The organism is Pseudomonas sp. PS01303 (assembly GCF_029959385.1).
Lineage (GTDB): Bacteria > Pseudomonadota > Gammaproteobacteria > Pseudomonadales > Pseudomonadaceae > Aquipseudomonas > Aquipseudomonas rustica.
This window is the reverse complement of record NZ_JASCPK010000037.1, coordinates 1-17,105: the sequence shown is the minus strand read 5'-3', so window position 1 is coordinate 17,105 and position 17,105 is coordinate 1. Positions and strand designations below refer to the sequence as shown.

Here is a 17,105-nt window from a genome sequence, read left to right as displayed (position 1 = left end):
GAGCGTCTAGCCCTGAATACGCAAAAAGCCCCGCAATTTGCGAGGCTTTTTTTAATGCACTTTACAGCGACGCTTAGATGTTGGCGTCGAGGAAAGCTGCCAGCTGCGACTTCGACAGTGCGCCGACTTTGGTCGCTTCAACGTTGCCGTTCTTGAACAGCATCAGCGTCGGGATACCGCGCACGCCATGCTTGGCCGGGGTTTCCTGGTTTTCGTCGATGTTCAGTTTGGCAACGGTCAGCTTGCCTTTGTAAGTCTCGGCAATCTCGTCCAGAACCGGAGCGATCATTTTGCAAGGACCGCACCATTCAGCCCAGTAATCGACCAGGACAGCGCCTTCGGCCTTGAGTACGTCGGCTTCGAAGCTAGCGTCGCTAACGTGTTTGATAAGATCGCTGCTCATGGAATTCTCCAGGTTGTAAGCAAAAAAACGTGGCCCATCATAGCCGCCCTTCCCCTGTTCAGGAAGCCGCAGATGATTGAGTCTTGCTATGGCACTCGATGAGTTTGGGTATAGCTCAAGTCACGCGATAGCGGGAGCGATGAAGGCGATTCCGGTGCGCAGCGCGGCGTTACGCACGTGCTCCTGCATGGCTTTTTGCGCGGCAGCCGAGGCCCGGCGAGCGAGGGCGCGAAGGATTTTGCGGTGTTCCTGCCAGGTTTCCATGGCGCGTTCGGCACGGATGAACGGTAGTTTCTGGCTCTCGAGGAACATCTCGGCGCTGGCGGTGAGGATACTCAGCATCGCCTGATTGCCGCTGGCCAGGAGGATGCGCCGGTGGAATTCGAAGTCGAGTTTCGCTGCCGCTTCAAAGTCACCGGCCTTCAATTGCTCGCGCATCGCCGCGACATTATCTTCCAGCGCATCCAGATCAGACGTGCTCAACGTCACTGCCGCCAACCCGGCGGCAAAGCCTTCCAGCGCATAACGCAACTGAAAGATATCCAGCGGCGACGCCTGCGCAGCGAATGACCAGCCCGGCGCGTTCTCGCCCGACGACAGCTCCACCGGCGCCTGCACGAACACGCCTTTGCCCGGCTGAATGCTGACCACGCCCAACGCGCTCAGCGACGATAACGCCTCGCGCAACGACGCCCGGCTCACCCCCAGTTGCAACGCCAGATCGCGTTGCGACGGCAAGGCATCGCCGGCGCCGAAACCCTGTTCGGTGATCAGTTTGCGGATCGCTTGCAGCGCCACTTCGGGTACCGCACGGGAAATCGAATTCATGGTTTTTCAGACGCGTCAGGCCAATGTGCGGCTAGTTGTAAAGCTATTCGCCGAGTCCGGCAAGTCATGCCCCAGCGGGGTTCGGTGATCGCGACCGATGCGCTATCGCAGTGCGAAAAACAACCTGACTGTTCAGACCAGTAAGACCGAACAAAGCCGCTGAAACCGCGGCCTGCCGCGACGACAGCCACGTATTGGCACGGCGCATGCTCTGTCCGATCGCAGAAATCACTTCCCGCCGATCCGGAGATTGTCCATGACCAAGCGTTACAGCGCCCTCCTCGCCGCCCTGTTTTCCAGCCTGCTGCTCAGCCAGATACCTGCTCACGCCGACGGTCTCGACGACGTGGTCAAACGCGGCACGCTGAAAGTTGCCGTGCCGCAAGACTTCCCGCCGTTCGGCTCGGTCGGCCCGGACATGAAACCTCGTGGCCTCGACATCGACACGGCAAAACTGCTGGCCGACCAGCTCAAGGTCAAACTCGAGCTGACCCCGGTCAACAGCACCAACCGCATCCCGTTTCTCACCACCGGCAAAGTCGATCTGGTGATTTCCAGCCTCGGCAAAAACGCCGAGCGCGAGAAAGTCATCGACTTCTCCCGCGCCTACGCACCCTTCTACCTCGCGGTGTTCGGCCCGCCAGACGCTGCGATCAACAACCTCGACGACCTCAAAGGCAAAACCATCAGCGTCACCCGTGGCGCCATCGAAGATATCGAACTGACCAAGGTCGCCCCCGAAGGCGTGACCATCAAGCGCTTCGAAGACAACAACTCGACCATCGCCGCTTACCTCGCCGGGCAGGTCGACCTGATCGCCAGCGGCAACGTGGTGATGGTCGCGATCAGCGAGAAGAACCCGAAACGCGTGCCAGCGCTGAAAGTGAAGCTCAAGGATTCGCCGGTTTACGTTGGCGTGAACAAGAACGAAGCGGCGCTGCTGGCCAAGGTCAACGACATCCTGACCAGCGCCAAGGCTGACGGCGCGCTGGAAAAGAATTCGCAGACCTGGCTGAAAGAGCCGCTGCCGGCCGATCTCTGATCGACTGCGCGGGAGACCTTCATGGCTTATCAGTTCGATTTCATGCCGGTGGTGCAAAACACTGACCTGCTGCTGCGCGGCGCGCTGTTCACCCTTGAGCTGACGGCCATCGGCGCGCTGCTCGGGGTTGGCGTGGGCATTGTCGGGGCGTTGGTGCGGGCGTGGAACATCCGCCCGTTCTCGGCAATCTTTGGCGTCTACGTCGAGTTGATCCGCAACACGCCGTTTCTGGTGCAGTTGTTCTTTATCTTCTTCGGCCTGCCGTCGCTGGGCGTGCAGATTTCCGAGTGGCAAGCGGCGGTGCTGGCGATGGTGATCAACCTCGGTGCCTATTCGACCGAGATCATCCGTGCCGGCATTCAGGCGATTCCGCGCGGGCAACTGGAAGCCGCCGCGGCACTGGCGATGACGCGCTTCGAAGCGTTCCGCCATGTGGTGCTGCTGCCGGCGCTGGGCAAGGTCTGGCCGGCGCTAAGCAGCCAGATCATCATCGTCATGCTCGGTTCGGCGGTGTGTTCGCAGATCGCCACCGAAGAGCTGAGCTTCGCCGCCAACTTCATTCAGTCGCGCAACTTCCGCGCCTTTGAAACCTATGCGCTGACCACGTTGATCTACCTGTGCATGGCGCTGCTGATTCGCCAGTTACTCAACTGGATCGGCCGTCGCTACATCAGTCGAAGCGGGGGCCGCGCATGAGCGATTTCACCTTCTGGGACATCCTGCGCAACCTGCTCATCGGCCTGCAATGGACGCTGGCATTGTCGCTGGTGGCGTTTATCGGCGGCGGCCTCGTCGGGCTGCTGATCCTGATCATGCGCATCTCGAAAAACCCTCTATCGAGCAACATCGCCCGCACTTGGATCGAGCTGTTCCAAGGCACGCCGCTATTGATGCAGCTGTTTCTGGTGTTCTTCGGCGTGGCCTTGGCCGGGATCGAAATCTCACCGTGGATGGCCGCAGCGATTGCCTTGACCTTGTTCACCAGTGCTTATCTGGCGGAGATCTGGCGCGGTTGCGTCGAGTCGATCGCGCATGGCCAGTGGGAAGCCTCGGCGAGTCTGGCGCTCAATCCTCTGGAGCAACTGCGTTACGTGATCCTGCCGCAAGCGCTGCGCATTGCCGTGGCGCCGACCGTGGGTTTCTCGGTGCAAGTGGTCAAAGGCACCGCCGTGACCTCGATCATCGGCTTCACCGAATTGACCAAGACCGGCGGCATGCTCGCCAACGCCACCTTCGAACCGTTCATGGTCTACGGCCTCGTCGCCCTCGGCTACTTCCTGCTCTGCTACCCCTTGTCCCTCAGTGCGCGCTACCTGGAAAGGAGACTGCATGCCTCTGCTTAGAATTTCCGCCCTGCATAAATACTACGGCGATCACCACGTGCTCAAAGGCATCGACCTCAGCGTCGAAGAAGGCCAGGTGGTGGCGATCATCGGCCGCAGCGGCTCGGGCAAATCCACCCTGCTGCGCACATTGAATGGCCTGGAATCGATCAACGACGGCGTGATCGAAGTCGACGGCGAATACCTCGACGCCGCCCGCGCCGATCTGCGCAGCCTGCGGCAGAAAGTCGGCATGGTCTTTCAGCAGTTCAACCTGTTCCCGCACCTGACCGTCGGTGAAAACGTGATGCTCGCGCCGCAAGTGGTGCAAAAAGTGCCAAAAGCCAAAGCGGCGGAACTGGCGCGCGAGATGCTCGAACGGGTGGGCCTCGGGGAAAAATTTGATGCTTTCCCGGATCGGCTGTCCGGCGGCCAACAGCAGCGCGTGGCGATTGCCCGGGCATTGGCGATGTCGCCGAAAGTCTTGCTCTGTGATGAGATTACTTCTGCACTCGATCCGGAACTGGTCAACGAAGTGCTCAGCGTCGTGCGGCAATTGGCCAAGGAAGGCATGACGCTGATCATGGTCACTCACGAGATGCGCTTTGCCCGCGAAGTCGGCGACAAACTGGTATTCATGCACCACGGCAAGGTGCATGAGGTGGGCGATCCGAAGCTGTTGTTTGCCAATCCGCAGACGGCGGAACTGGCCAACTTCATCGGCACGGTGGAGCACGCGGGCTGAGCATTCAGTCGTGCAGCAACTCGAATGTGCCGGCGGCTTCGAACAGGGTTTCGTCGTGGATCTGCAACTGGCGGGTGTCCAGCTGCGCCTGAACGTCGATCTGCGCAGTAAAGTGCCGGGCGCGCTGCGATTGAATGGTTTGCGCCGCATCGAACAGTTGTTCCGCGCGTGGCTGCGGCTCGGTATCGCGGGTCAGCATCGCCGCGCTGCCGTCTATTACCGCGTCGCTGATGCGCAGGCTGAATTGGCCCTGTTGGCCTAGCCGGAAAACATTCGGGCCCGCGCTGGTGCCGTTGAAGCGCAGTTTGATTGGCGTGGGCGTCTGGCAGATCACCGTCAAGGTGAGTCGGTGAGTGTCCAGATTTACCCAATGTTGGCCGAGAGGTTGGTCGGGGAATGCGCCGCGATGTAATTGGCCGTAATCAACTTCGGACTGGCTCAATCGTGATTCGCAGTCAGCGGCGAAAATCGGTGTCATCAGCAGGTAGATGACTAGCGCGACGGCTGATTTAGCGTGCATGGCAAACGCCCTCCATGGCTTCATACAAGCGATCGCTGTGAGTGTCGGGCGGCGGTTCCAGTTGCAGCTCGCAGCGGCGGTTGTTGGCCAGCTGAACGTGCAACGTCTGCGCGCCCTGCACATCACTCAAAAACGCTTTGCCGCCCTCAACGACTGAACCGAGCAACTGCCCCTGTTCAGTCAACACCGACGCGCCTCGGCTGATGGGCAGTCCTTGCTCATCGACAATTTGCAACAGCACCCGACGCACGCTGATCACTTCGAAATCCAGCGTATTGAATGAGCCGCGTCCGGCCTGCACTTCTTTGAAACCATTGATCAGATCGACCCGGCGCGGCAACGTCCGGGTCATCACTTGCACGCGGCTTTGGCTGTACGCCGACAGCCCGGGAATCACCGCGCGCCCGTCGCCGTCCGTCCACACCGGGCCTGACGGCGTCGTTAACTGCACCGCAGAAAGATTGCCCACGGAAGCGATGCCAAAGGTGTCTTGAATGGCATAAGGGGAAAACGTCACGCCGTCCTCGTGCACAGCGACGCCTCCCTTGAGCTGGCCCATGTAACTGTTGCTCGCCGCGTCGCGGTTCACGCCAAGCCCGACTTGGGCATAGCGCGGCAGCAAGCCGACGCTGGCGTTCAGCCGCGAACCGCGCGCCTCGCCGATGCCGTCCACGCCCAAGCGATAACTCGCCGTGTCGTTGACCTGCTCACTCAGCGCCGAGCCCAGCGTCGTTTGCGTATCGCGGTGGCTGGCATAGGTGCGCAACTGGCGCGAGCCGCCGAGGGGAATGCCGATGCTCAGGTGCATTGCCGTGGCATTCGATTCGGCTTCGATGTTGAACGACACGCTGGCGTGCTTGAATCCCTTGCCCCACGAACCGCTCAAGCGTTGCCGGTGCTCGCCGTTGTGCAAGGCGCTGCGGCTGATTGCAGCGCTGAACCCGCCCCACCGCGGATCCGCCCAACCGAGCGTCGCGCTGAATTGATTGGCGAAGCGCTGCTGCAATTGATCGGCGCTGTAGCTCTGGTTATCGAGCACATCGCGGTATTGCTCGCTGCGCAGTGTGGCGCTGAGGCCGAAACTGGCCCGTTCGAAAAATGCGCTCGATATGGAAAGGCTCTGCTGCACTCCCTGCGAATCGGTGTCGGCCTGACGGGCTAAAACTGTGCGCCAACGCAGGTCAGCGTGCTGAAACAGACGGGTATCGATGCCCCAGCCGCTCGCATGATAATTTGGCGTTGTCATCAGGCCGCTGCTGAGCAGCGACGTTGGCCCCAAGCTCAAACTGCCGCTGAGCGTGGCGACGGTTTGATTGTCGATCTGTTCATCCGCTCGCGAACGCAGGGTTCCCACCGCCAGGTGATAGCCGGGTCGGGCCTGGGTGATTTGATGGAACGCCGAGACTGGTAACGCAAACTCCCTTGTCGCGCCGTCCTCACCAATGACCTTCACCTGTAGATCATCGCTGCCGTTGAGCAAAGCAAAACCGTTCAGGCTGAACGGCCCTGGTGGCACCCATGTGCTGTAGATCAGCGCTCCGGATTGGCGGACTTCAATGCGCGATGGGCTGTTGGCGATGCCATCGACAGCGGCGCTGGATTCGCTTGGCCGCACAGCGCTCTGGGCTGGAAAAAGCTGCGCGCCAGTGATGGGCACACCGGCAAATAGTGGACTGCTGGTGTTGATCTGGCCCAATTGCAACGTTGAATCCAGCCGTTGCAGATCGCGCTGGGCATAGCTGTAGAGGTGTTCGACGCCGCCAGTCTGCTGCCCGGAATTCCACTGCTGACGACTGCGTACGATCCAGTCGGCCGTGTTGAAACCGGCCAGCGTGGAGGCCGAGATGTAGCGACTGCTGCCGGCCGAAGACGCGTTATCCAGTCCCAACAAGTCGTAGCTGAACATCCCGGCGGTGCCGCCACGGGTGAAATTTGTGGTCGTTTGCGCCACATCGGCCAGTGCATGGGTTGGCACCAGCAGAAGCACTTCTTGCTGATTCGGCCGCAGGGTCACTTGTGTCTGTGGGTAATGCGCCTGGAAAGCGAGACAACCCTGGCTGTCGGTGGTGCTTTTATCGAGGCTGCGCAATCCTGCCTTGTCCAGCAGACCCTGGGTAAAACACAGCTCACCGGCAGTATCGAACTGCGCCTCGGCCCAGCCCTGCTGACGGCCATTGACGAACAGTGTCACCACGCGCCGGCCCTCGCTAAAACGCGGAGCCAGCCGAAAATACTCGGCCATGGCCGGATCGATGCCGCGACTGCCGAGTACATCGGTGTCGAACTCCACCGTCCGGGGTTGCGCAGCGAGTACGTGCTCACAGACACCGAGCGCCGCCAGACACACCGCTCGGGCAACCCCGCTGGCCATGCTTCAAGGCCCTTGGACATTGAGGCGAGCGTCGTAGCTGTCGACGGTGAAGCCATAAACCGTTGCCGGGTAAAACGTGACTCCCGTGGCCGATTGCGGCTGTTTATTCAGCTTGCGCTGCAGGACTTCGCCCGGCAGCACGTAGGTTCGACCAATATCCGCGACGTGATTCTGCGGGGTCAGCACAACCTCTTGGGATAGCCGTACGACGTAGGGGCTTTTATTGCGCACTTGCAGGACGTCGCCCACTAACGACCACTCAAGCAGCGTCCACGGCGTGGGATTTTTCGCCAGGCCCTGCGGATGAATGATCAGCGGCAGGTTCTGCCGAATCGTCACGCCGACGGACGCCGTGTCTGCGGGTTTTCTCGGCGGTACGCCTTCGAAAATGATGCGTTTGAGGCGCTGGGTTTTCAGCGGTTCGGAGAACTGCCCGATCACCCGCACCAATTGTTTGTCCGAGGCTTCTACCCGGGTGATTGGCGGGGTTACCAGCGCGAGAAACTCGGGATCTTCCGGGAGGTTCTCGATCGATGAGTACAACAAGGCTGGCGTCGCATCGGTATTTTTTATATTGATGGTGGTTTCACCGTCCTCTTCATTAAGAATGACCACGGTCGTTTCCGGCACCATGCCGTCGGCGCGCACCGAAGTAATTGCAACAAACAACAACATAATGAAGGCAACGGACACTGTTCTTATTGAAAACATTATTTCAGCCACACCAAACCCTCACGAGCAAATAAACTTCGCGACAAGAAACTTGCAATCAGTCAGTTAAAAAGTAACAACATGTGCGACATGTCACTCTGAGGGAGCAACATGTCAAACACATCAAAAGCAATCAGAGATAACTGAGTTCAAAAGTGGCCAAACCATCAAGAGGCACATCATTATTGATGGTTAGTTCTGACGCTTTGTTGATGACCGCCTGTACTTCCATCACTCCAGTCAGGGTGATGAAAGAGACAGGGACGATCAATCCGACGGTGCGCGACCACGACCCCAGATTGTCGTTTTGCCCGACCGCACCGGTAGCTGTTTCGATCCAGCTGGTGCCTTTGTCCAGCGAGGTAATGACTTTGACTGGCGTACCGGAGGCGTTGAAACTGCCCGGCTTGAGGTTAACGGCGTAACCACCAATATTCTCACCATCCGCTGTGGCACCCAGACCGTAGTTGTAGTTATCGGTGTAGTCGGCGCCGATGGTGGCGGCGAGAATGCCTGCAACCTGACTGAATCCTTTGCCGTCCTGCGCCTTCAGCCCAACCTTGGTGTGCGACCGGCAGTTGATGTTGAAGACGAGCTCCTTCTTCTCTAGCACGGTGTAGGAAGTCTGGTTCAAATCTTCAGCCGCGATGTTGCCATAATCGACAACGCCGCCGCCCTCCAGAAACGGCACACAACTGGCCGGCACGATCGTGCCCTTGACCCGTAGATCAATAGCCGCCTGAGCATTGATAGAAACGCTGGCAATCACTGCAGCCGCCATTAAAGCACTTATTGTTTTCATAACTTGTCCACCTGACGCTTATTGACTTCAACACAGTTGAAGTCTTCATCCCTGTAAAAGAGTACGAGCAGGCAACCGCCAGCACTCATACCCGACTTACACAGTCTGAGGACATTGCCTACGAATAAGAAGAAGACACGGTGTCAAAGCCAGTAGGAAATTACACTTACATGGCGAAGGAAGAGGTTATTAACACTTGCCGAAAAAGTTCTACAGCGCCTAGGTAAAAAGCTTTATATGCCGTAGGAAAACATTCCGCTTATAAAGTCACTCTTTGTATCAACTAACCCAGCAATCACTATTCCCGGATCAGCATCCGATCAGCCATCTACAGCATCAACCTTGATCTCTGTGCGTTGGCGGCAGCCGTTGATCGTGGCACGATGTCGAGGTTATCGACCGAGACCCCCTGACCATGCCGCAATCCAAAGCCAAGAATTTGTCCCTGATCGCCGCAATCGACCTGGGCTCCAACAGCTTTCACATGGTCGTGGCCAAGGCCCAGAACGGCGAAATCCGCATCCTTGAGCGCCTCGGCGAGAAGGTGCAACTGGCCGCCGGCATCGACGATGAGCGCATGCTCAACGAAGAATCGATGCAGCGCGGCCTCGATTGCCTCAAGCGTTTTGCCCAACTGATCAACGGTATGCCGCTCGGCGCCGTGCGTATCGTCGGCACCAACGCCTTGCGTGAAGCGCGCAACCGCCTCGAATTCATCCACCGCGCCGAAGAAATCCTCGGTCATCCGGTGGAAGTCATCTCCGGCCGCGAAGAAGCGCGTCTGATTTATCTGGGCGTGTCGCACACCCTCGCCGACACCCCGGGCAAACGTCTGGTCGCCGACATCGGCGGCGGCAGTACCGAATTCATCATCGGCCAGCGCTTCGAACCATTGCTGCGCGAAAGCCTGCAAATGGGCTGCGTCAGCTTCACCCAGCGCTATTTCAAGGACGGCAAGATCACCCCGGCCCGTTACGCCCAGGCATACACGGCGGCGCGGCTGGAGATCATGAGCATCGAACACGCCCTGCATCGCCTGACCTGGGATGAAGCCATCGGCTCCTCCGGCACCATCCGCGCCATCGGCCTCGCGTTGAAGGCTGGCGGGCATGGCACCGGCGAAGTGAATGCTGAAGGGCTGGCCTGGCTCAAGCGTCGCCTGTTCAAACTCGGCGATGCCGACAAGATCGATTTCGAAGGTATCAAGCCTGATCGCCGGGCGATTTTCCCGGCGGGTCTGGCGATTCTCGAAGCAATCTTCGATGCGCTCGAACTGCAACGCATGGATCACTGCGAAGGCGCTCTGCGTGAAGGTGTGCTGTATGACCTGCTCGGCCGCCATCATCACGAAGACGTGCGCGAACGTACCCTCACTTCGCTGATGGAGCGCTATCACGTTGATGTCGAACAAGCGGCACGGGTTGAACGCAAAGCCCTGCACGCCTTTGATCAGGTCGCGGTGGACTGGGAGCTGGACGACGGCATCTGGCGCGAATTGCTCGGCTGGGCGGCGAAAGTGCACGAAGTCGGTCTCGACATCGCGCACTATCACTACCACAAGCACGGCGCTTATTTGATTGAGCACTCGGACCTCGCCGGTTTCTCCCGCGAAGACCAACAGATGCTCGCCCTGCTGGTGCGCGGCCATCGCCGCAACATTCCCAAGGACAAGTTTGCCGATTTCGGTGACGACGGCGCCAAGCTGATTCGCCTGTGCGTGCTGCTGCGTTTCGCGATTCTGTTCCACCACATCCGTGGCACACAGGCGATGCCGCAGGTGGTGTTGCATGCCAAGGGCGACACCCTGGACGTGGAATTCCCGGAGAACTGGCTGGATGAAAATCAGCTGACTCAGGCAGATTTTGGCCTCGAAGCCGATTGGCTGACGCGAGTGGGCATCGTCCTCACCGTCCACTGAGTCTCGATTGGGCATAAAAAAGGCGATCCTTCTGGATCGCCTTTTTTATTGGGTGTTCGGCTGGGATTTAGTGGTGTGCGTGAGATCGATGCCCCTCACCCCAGCCCTCTCCCGAGGGAGAGGGGGCCGATCTTCGTGCTTTTCAAATCTGAGTTCGACTCGATATGCCAGGTCGGTGTATAGCGCGAGACACCTCGGTCAGTCCCCTCTCCCTCCGGGAGAGGGCTAGGGTGAGGGGCTCTTGCCTTTGACCTTAGCTGCTCACCGGCAAAATCGGGCTACCCAACCGCTCCAGCAACGTCGCCTGCGCACTCCTAGGGTTCTGGTTCCCGGTCGGCGTGTTGCGGATGTAACGACCATCCGACTGCAAACTCCAGCTATGGGTATTGTCGGTCAAATACAGCTCCAGCTCTTTCTTCACGCGGGTCAGCAGCTTTTTGCCTTCCACCGGGAAGCAAGTCTCGACGCGTTTGTCGAGGTTGCGTTCCATCCAGTCGGCGCTGGAGAGGAACATCTGTTCGTCGCCGCCGTTGAGGAAGTAGAACACTCGGGTGTGCTCGAGGAAGCGGCCGATGATCGAGCGCACATGAATGTTGTGCGAAACCCCGGCAATCCCCGGACGCAGGCAGCACATGCCGCGCACCACCAGATCGATGCGCACGCCGGACTGGCTGGCCTTGTACAGCGCGCGGATGATCTTCGGATCGGTCAGCGAGTTGAACTTGGCGATGATGTGCGCCGGTTTGCCTTCGACGGCGAACTGGGTCTCGCGGGCAATCATGTCGAGCATGCCCTTCTTCAGCGTGAACGGCGCATGCAGCAGCTTTTTCATGCGCAGGGTTTTACCCATGCCGATCAACTGGCTGAACAATTTGCCGACGTCTTCGCACAAGGCGTCGTCGGAAGTCAGCAGGCTGTAGTCGGTGTACAGCTTGGCGTTGCCGGCGTGGTAGTTGCCGGTGCCGAGGTGCGCGTAGCGGACGATCTCGCCGGCCTCACGACGCAGGATCAGCATCATTTTGGCGTGGGTCTTGAAGCCGACCACGCCGTAGATCACCACCGCACCGGCCGCTTGCAGACGGCTGGCCAGTTGCAGGTTGGATTCTTCGTCGAAGCGCGCCCGCAGCTCGATGACCGCCGTGACTTCCTTGCCGTTACGCGCGGCATCGACCAGCGCATCGACGATCTCGGAGTTGGCGCCGGAGCGGTACAGGGTCTGACGCACCGCGAGTACGTGCGGATCTTTCGCGGCCTGGCGCAGCAGGTCGACCACCGGGGTGAACGACTCGAACGGGTGCAGCAACAGGATGTCCTGCTTGCTGACCACGCTGAAAATGTTTTCGCTGTTCTGCAGCAGTTTCGGGATCTGCGGGGTGAACGGCGTGTATTGCAGTTCCGGATGGCTATCCAGACCGGTGATGCTGAACAGTCGAGTCAGGTTGACCGGGCCGTTGACCTGATACAGCTCGCTCTCGCTCAGGTTGAACTGCTTGAGCAGGTAGTCCGAGAGGTGTTTCGGGCAGGTGTCAGCGACTTCCAGACGCACCGCATCGCCGTAACGACGCGAGAACAACTCGCCACGCAGGGCGCGGGCCAGGTCTTCGACGTCTTCGGAGTCGAGCGCCAGGTCGGCGTTTCGGGTCAGGCGGAACTGGTAGCAACCCTTAACCTTCATGCCCTGGAACAGGTCATCGGCGTGGGCGTGGATCATCGACGACAGGAACACATAGTTGTCGCCCGGGCCGCCGACTTCTTCCGGCACCTTGATGATCCGTGGCAACAGACGCGGTGCCGGGATGATCGCCAGACCGGAATCGCGACCGAAGGCGTCGATGCCTTCCAGCTCGACGATGAAGTTGAGGCTCTTGTTCACCAGCAACGGGAACGGGTGCGTCGGGTCGAGGCCGATCGGGGTGATGATCGGCGCGATCTCGTCGCGGAAGTAGCGGCGCACCCAGGTCTTGAGCTTGACCGTCCAGTTGCGGCGACGGATGAAGCGCACCTGATGCTTTTCCAGCTCCGGCAGCAGGATGTCGTTGAGGATCGCGTACTGACGGTCAACATGACCGTGCACCAGCTCGCTGATGCGGGCCAGCGCTTGATGCGGTTGCAGGCCATCGGCGCCGGCCTGCTCACGGGCAAAGGTTATTTGCTTCTTCAGGCCGGCGACACGGATTTCAAAGAATTCGTCGAGATTGCTGGAGAAGATCAGCAGGAACTTCAAACGCTCCAGCAGCGGATAGGACTCGTCCAGCGCCTGTTCCAGCACGCGGATATTGAACTGCAGTTGCGAGAGCTCGCGGTGGATGTACAGGCTGCTGTCATCCAGACCCGGAATGGTGATCGCCGGCACCGCCACAGCGGTTTCGGCCACCGGCGCGGGTGGCGCTGGCTCCAGTTCCGGCGGGGTCTCGGTGATTTGCTCCACCACCGGCTGAGCTTCTTTTACTGCAACTTCAGTGAGTCCTTCGGTATTCATCGAATGTTCCTGGGAGGGCTATTTCTGCTCTCGTAACAATTGAGCGGCACGGACAGCAAAGTAAGTCAGGATGCCATCTGCACCGGCACGTTTAAAGGAGGTCAGTGATTCGAGGATCACCGCTTCACTCAACCAGCCATTCTGGATCGCCGCCATGTGCATGGCGTATTCGCCACTAACCTGATAGACGAAGGTCGGCACTTTGAAGGCATCTTTTACCCGGAAAAGAATGTCCAGATACGGCATGCCCGGTTTGACCATGACCATGTCCGCGCCTTCAGACAAGTCTGCACCGACTTCGTGCAGCGCTTCGTCGCTGTTGGCCGGATCCATCTGATAAGAGGCTTTGTTGGCTTTGCCGAGGTTCGAAGCTGAACCCACGGCATCGCGGAACGGGCCGTAGTAGGCGCTGGCGTACTTGGCCGAGTAGGCCATGATCCGCACATTGACGTGGCCGGCGATTTCCAGCGCTTCGCGAATCGCCTGAATGCGACCGTCCATCATGTCCGACGGCGCCACCACCTGTGCGCCAGCTTCGGCATGGGACAACGCCTGACGCACCAGTGCGTCGACGGTGATGTCGTTCTGCACGTAGCCTTCTTCGTCGAGAATGCCGTCCTGACCGTGGGTGGTGAACGGGTCGAGCGCAACGTCGGTGATCACGCCGAGTTCCGGAAAGCGCTCACGCAAGGCGCGAGTGGCGCGCTGGGCGATGCCTTCAGGGTTCCACGCTTCAGCGGCGTCGAGGGATTTCAATTCAGGAGGTGTGACCGGAAACAGCGCCAGCGCCGGAATCCCCAGTTCGACCCACTTGGCGGCTTCTTCCAGCAACAGGTCGATGCTCAGGCGCTCTACGCCGGGCATCGAGGCCACGGCTTCGCGGCGGTTCTCACCGTCGAGCACGAACACCGGCAGGATCAGATCATCAACCGTCAGTACGTTTTCCCTTACCAGCCGACGCGAAAAATCATCGCGGCGGTTGCGACGCAAGCGAGTGGCGGGGAACAGACGGTTGGCAGGGGTAAAGCTCACGGCGGACTCCTGAGCCCGCGCAAACGGGCGAGCGTGACAGTTATAGACGGCCATTATGACGAACAGATTACAGTTGTGTGAGGCCTGTGGCACGGTGACGGATTCCATTCTTATTGTAGGAATTGTTCACGTCGAGACACATTTGGACACTTTCATGAATGTGTCCGAAGGGTTAGGCTGCGCGTTCATTTCGCCAGCACCCAGACAATGCTCCAACAATTTCTGCATGACTTCGGCTACTTTGCCTTGTTTCTTGGCACGTTCTTCGAAGGCGAAACCATCCTGGTGCTCGCGGGCTTCCTCGCGTTCCGTGGATACATGGACATCAACCTGGTGGTGGTCGTGGCGTTCTTCGGCAGCTATGCCGGTGATCAGCTGTGGTACTTCATGGGGCGCAAGCACGGGCGCAAATTGCTCGCGCGCAAACCGCGCTGGCAGATGATGGGTGACCGCGCGCTGGAACACATTCGCAGGCACCCGGACATCTGGGTGCTGAGCTTCCGCTTCGTTTATGGCTTGCGCACGGTGATGCCGGTGGCGATCGGCCTGTCGGGTTATCCGCCGGGACGCTACCTGCTGCTGAACGGCATTGGCGCGGCGATCTGGGCCACTGCGCTGGCCGCTGCGGCTTACCACTTCGGCGCGGTGCTGGAAGGCATGCTCGGCAGCATCAAGAAATATGAGCTGTGGGTGCTTGGCGCCTTGCTGGTGCTCGGTGTTGGCCTGTGGCTGCGCCGCCGCTTCAAGAATGCGCGTCTGGCGAAGAAGATCTACGAGGATGAACAAGCTGCCAAGGCTGAGCAACTGCAACTCGCCGAGCCAGCCAAGTCCGCCGAACCTAAACCGCCAGTCGAGTAACGCGCTGACGGCAGCTATACAGCCCGATGCCGCTGAGCAGGCTGTACCCGAGCAAACCAGCCCAGATCATCGGGCTGGCCGGCCACAATCCAACCAGCGGCGCCAGCCACACCAGCGGCACTTTCAACCCCAGCCGCAACAGCTCGACCTTCAACGCCCACGGGCGATTCTCCAGGCTCACGCCCAACGCAAACACCCCGAACGCCACCGCGCCCCAGCCGAGTATCAATCCGGTGGTCAGCAGACTGCGCTCCAGATTCATCAGATAACTGCCCAGCGCGATGTACACGCAAAACTGCAGCGCCACGTAGCATTGCTGGCGACGCTTCAACGGCACGTCGAATTTGCGGAACTGCGCCAGATCCGGCTTGCTCATCGGGTATTTCGCCGCGACGTTCGCCGGGCGCCAGCCGGTGCGCATAAACCAGATGCGCAGCTTGTCCCACTTGCACTCGGCCCGACGCGCGTCGTCCCACAATTGCGCATAAAACTGCAGGTTGGCCCACAACGGATTCCAGCTCGCCAGCGGCTTGGTCACGCCGAAAATCACCGGCTCGTTGTCGTCCTCTTCCTGAAACGTGCCGAACAGACGATCCCAAAGAATGAACACTCCGCCGTAGTTGCGATCCATGTAGAGAGCGTTCTGTGCATGGTGGGCCCGATGATTGGATGGCGTGACGAAGAACCACTCGAACCAGCCGAGCTTGGGAATGTGTTGGGTGTGGACCCAGAATTGATAGAGCAGGTTCAGCGCCGCGACGCTGACGAACACCAGCAACGGCACGCCGAGCACGGCCATCGGCAAGTAGAAAATCCAGCCGAGCAGAAACCCGGTGCTGGTCTGGCGCAGCGCGGTGGAGAGGTTGTATTCCTCGCTCTGGTGATGCACCGAATGCGCGGCCCAGAGGATGTTGCGTTCGTGGCCCATGCGGTGCAGCCAGTAATAGCAAAAGTCGTAGAGGACGAAGGCCAGCACCCAGACCCAAACGCTGTCTGCCGGCAGTTTGAACAGCGCCAGATGCTCGAGGGCGAAGACGTAGGTCAACAGCCCGACACCTTTGGTCAGCAGCCCGGTGGTGGTCGACAACACGCCGGTGCTGATGCTGTTCACCGCATCGGCGAGGCGATAGTTGCTCACCCCGCGCCAGCGGTCGGCGATCAGTTCGAGCGCAATCAACACGAAGAAAAGCGGCACCGCATACAGAATGAAGTCCATGACGCGCCCTGCTCGCAATCGTATGAACAGATCCTAGGTGTAGCCGCCCGTTTACCCTATGGCAACGCGCGACAATTTAGTGGACATTTAGCGCCATGAATCTGGAGAGAAACCCATGAGCAAAAAAGTTGCAGTGATCCTGTCCGGCAGTGGCGTGTACGACGGCGCCGAGATCCATGAAAGCGTCATCACCCTGCTGCGCCTTGATCAACGCGGCGCGCAGGTACAGTGCTTCGCCCCGAACATCGCGCAATTGCACGTGATCAACCACCTGACCGGCGAAGAAATGCCCGAGACCCGCAACGTGCTGGTCGAGTCGGCACGGATTGCCCGTGGCAACATCAAGGACATCCGCGAAGCCGACGTCGATGACTTCGATGCGCTGATCGTGCCCGGCGGTTTTGGTGCGGCAAAGAACCTTTCCAACTTTGCTGTCGAAGGCGCCGGCTGCAGCGTACAGCCTGAAGTGCTGGCGCTGGCCGAGGCGTTTGCCGAAGCGGGTAAACCGGTGGGTTTGATGTGCATTTCGCCGGCTCTGGCCGCGAAGATCTACGGCCCGGGCGTGACCTGCACCATCGGCAACGATACCGACACGGCCACGGCGATGAACAAGATGGGCGCGACGCATGAAGATTGCGCAGTGACCGAAATCATCGAAGACAAGGCGCGCAAACTGGTGACGACCCCGGCTTATATGCTGGCGCAGAACATCAGCGAAGCGGCTTCGGGGATCAACAAACTGGTTGATCGCGTGCTCGAACTGACCCACGAAAACGACGCCTGACACGGTCTATTGTAGGAGTGAGCCTGCTCGCGATGGCGGTGTGTCAGGCAACATATCTGTTGAATGATCGACGG

At 59.5% G+C, this 17,105-nt stretch carries 16 protein-coding genes; 7 read left to right on the top strand and 9 right to left on the bottom strand.

The genetic code is table 11. From position 1 onward, the window contains the following. Positions 1–73 precede the first annotated feature (73 nt). Together trxA and QMX93_RS13140 are read right to left on the bottom strand one after the other, a co-directional pair. Complete coding sequence (trxA, locus tag QMX93_RS13145; protein WP_003206727.1) at positions 74–403, bottom strand: thioredoxin TrxA; 330 nt, start codon at positions 401–403, stop codon at positions 74–76. Positions 404–523: 120 nt separating this feature from the next. Then, the gene (locus tag QMX93_RS13140) at positions 524–1,231 is read right to left on the bottom strand and encodes an FCD domain-containing protein (RefSeq protein WP_282356450.1); all 708 of its coding nucleotides are present in this window, start codon (positions 1,229–1,231) and stop codon (positions 524–526) included. Between the two features lie 256 nt (positions 1,232–1,487). Between QMX93_RS13140 and QMX93_RS13135 the strand changes: the two genes are divergently transcribed. From QMX93_RS13135 to QMX93_RS13120, 4 genes are read left to right on the top strand one after another with little or no spacing between them, the layout of a single operon-like run. After that, on the top strand, positions 1,488–2,273 hold the full coding sequence (locus tag QMX93_RS13135; protein WP_053124906.1) for a transporter substrate-binding domain-containing protein: 786 nt from the start codon (positions 1,488–1,490) through the stop codon (positions 2,271–2,273). Between the two features lie 21 nt (positions 2,274–2,294). Continuing rightward, the gene (locus QMX93_RS13130) at positions 2,295–2,969 is read left to right on the top strand and encodes an amino acid ABC transporter permease (protein WP_053124909.1); all 675 of its coding nucleotides are present in this window, start codon (positions 2,295–2,297) and stop codon (positions 2,967–2,969) included. Then, complete coding sequence (locus QMX93_RS13125) at positions 2,966–3,616, top strand: amino acid ABC transporter permease (protein ID WP_159814351.1); 651 nt, start codon at positions 2,966–2,968, stop codon at positions 3,614–3,616. Before QMX93_RS13130 ends, QMX93_RS13125 begins: the two co-directional genes overlap by 4 nt. Further along, complete coding sequence (locus QMX93_RS13120; RefSeq protein WP_159814353.1) at positions 3,603–4,340, top strand: amino acid ABC transporter ATP-binding protein; 738 nt, start codon at positions 3,603–3,605, stop codon at positions 4,338–4,340. Before QMX93_RS13125 ends, QMX93_RS13120 begins: the two co-directional genes overlap by 14 nt. Positions 4,341–4,344: 4 nt before the next feature. Here the strand turns inward: QMX93_RS13120 and QMX93_RS13115 are convergent, their stop codons facing one another. From QMX93_RS13115 to QMX93_RS13100, 4 genes are all read right to left on the bottom strand, one after another. Further along, the gene (locus tag QMX93_RS13115) at positions 4,345–4,860 is read right to left on the bottom strand and encodes a hypothetical protein (protein WP_282356448.1); all 516 of its coding nucleotides are present in this window, start codon (positions 4,858–4,860) and stop codon (positions 4,345–4,347) included. Next, complete coding sequence (locus QMX93_RS13110; protein WP_282356447.1) at positions 4,850–7,231, bottom strand: fimbria/pilus outer membrane usher protein; 2,382 nt, start codon at positions 7,229–7,231, stop codon at positions 4,850–4,852. Before QMX93_RS13110 ends, QMX93_RS13115 begins: the two co-directional genes overlap by 11 nt. A gap of 3 nt (positions 7,232–7,234) precedes the next feature. Next, on the bottom strand, positions 7,235–7,942 hold the full coding sequence (locus QMX93_RS13105; RefSeq protein WP_282356446.1) for a fimbria/pilus chaperone family protein: 708 nt from the start codon (positions 7,940–7,942) through the stop codon (positions 7,235–7,237). A gap of 133 nt (positions 7,943–8,075) precedes the next feature. Further along, on the bottom strand, positions 8,076–8,744 hold the full coding sequence (locus QMX93_RS13100; RefSeq protein ID WP_282356445.1) for a DUF1120 domain-containing protein: 669 nt from the start codon (positions 8,742–8,744) through the stop codon (positions 8,076–8,078). Positions 8,745–9,159: 415 nt separating this feature from the next. On the opposite strand from QMX93_RS13100, the gene ppx reads away from it, so the two are divergent. Further along, a complete protein-coding gene (gene ppx, locus QMX93_RS13095; RefSeq protein WP_282356444.1) occupies positions 9,160–10,662 on the top strand; it encodes an exopolyphosphatase in 1,503 nt (500 codons plus the stop codon). A 253-nt stretch (positions 10,663–10,915) separates the two neighbouring features. Here the strand turns inward: ppx and ppk1 are convergent, their stop codons facing one another. Continuing rightward, positions 10,916–13,141 carry a polyphosphate kinase 1 gene (gene ppk1, locus QMX93_RS13090; RefSeq protein WP_053124923.1) on the bottom strand — a complete coding sequence of 742 codons (2,226 nt, stop codon included), beginning with the start codon at positions 13,139–13,141 and terminating at the stop codon, positions 10,916–10,918. A gap of 18 nt (positions 13,142–13,159) precedes the next feature. Then, positions 13,160–14,173, bottom strand: a complete 1,014-nt coding sequence (hemB, locus tag QMX93_RS13085; RefSeq protein WP_212550199.1) for a porphobilinogen synthase — start codon at positions 14,171–14,173, stop codon at positions 13,160–13,162. 207 nt (positions 14,174–14,380) lie between these two features. Between hemB and QMX93_RS13080 the strand changes: the two genes are divergently transcribed. Next, positions 14,381–15,031, top strand: a complete 651-nt coding sequence (locus QMX93_RS13080) for a DedA family protein (RefSeq protein ID WP_282356442.1) — start codon at positions 14,381–14,383, stop codon at positions 15,029–15,031. Here the strand turns inward: QMX93_RS13080 and QMX93_RS13075 are convergent. Further along, positions 15,012–16,247, bottom strand: a complete 1,236-nt coding sequence (locus QMX93_RS13075) for a sterol desaturase family protein (RefSeq protein WP_282356441.1) — start codon at positions 16,245–16,247, stop codon at positions 15,012–15,014. The genes QMX93_RS13080 and QMX93_RS13075 overlap by 20 nt on opposite strands. A gap of 115 nt (positions 16,248–16,362) precedes the next feature. Between QMX93_RS13075 and elbB the strand changes: the two genes are divergently transcribed. Beyond that, positions 16,363–17,031 carry an isoprenoid biosynthesis glyoxalase ElbB gene (gene elbB, locus QMX93_RS13070; protein ID WP_077574995.1) on the top strand — a complete coding sequence of 223 codons (669 nt, stop codon included), beginning with the start codon at positions 16,363–16,365 and terminating at the stop codon, positions 17,029–17,031. Positions 17,032–17,105 lie beyond the last annotated feature (74 nt).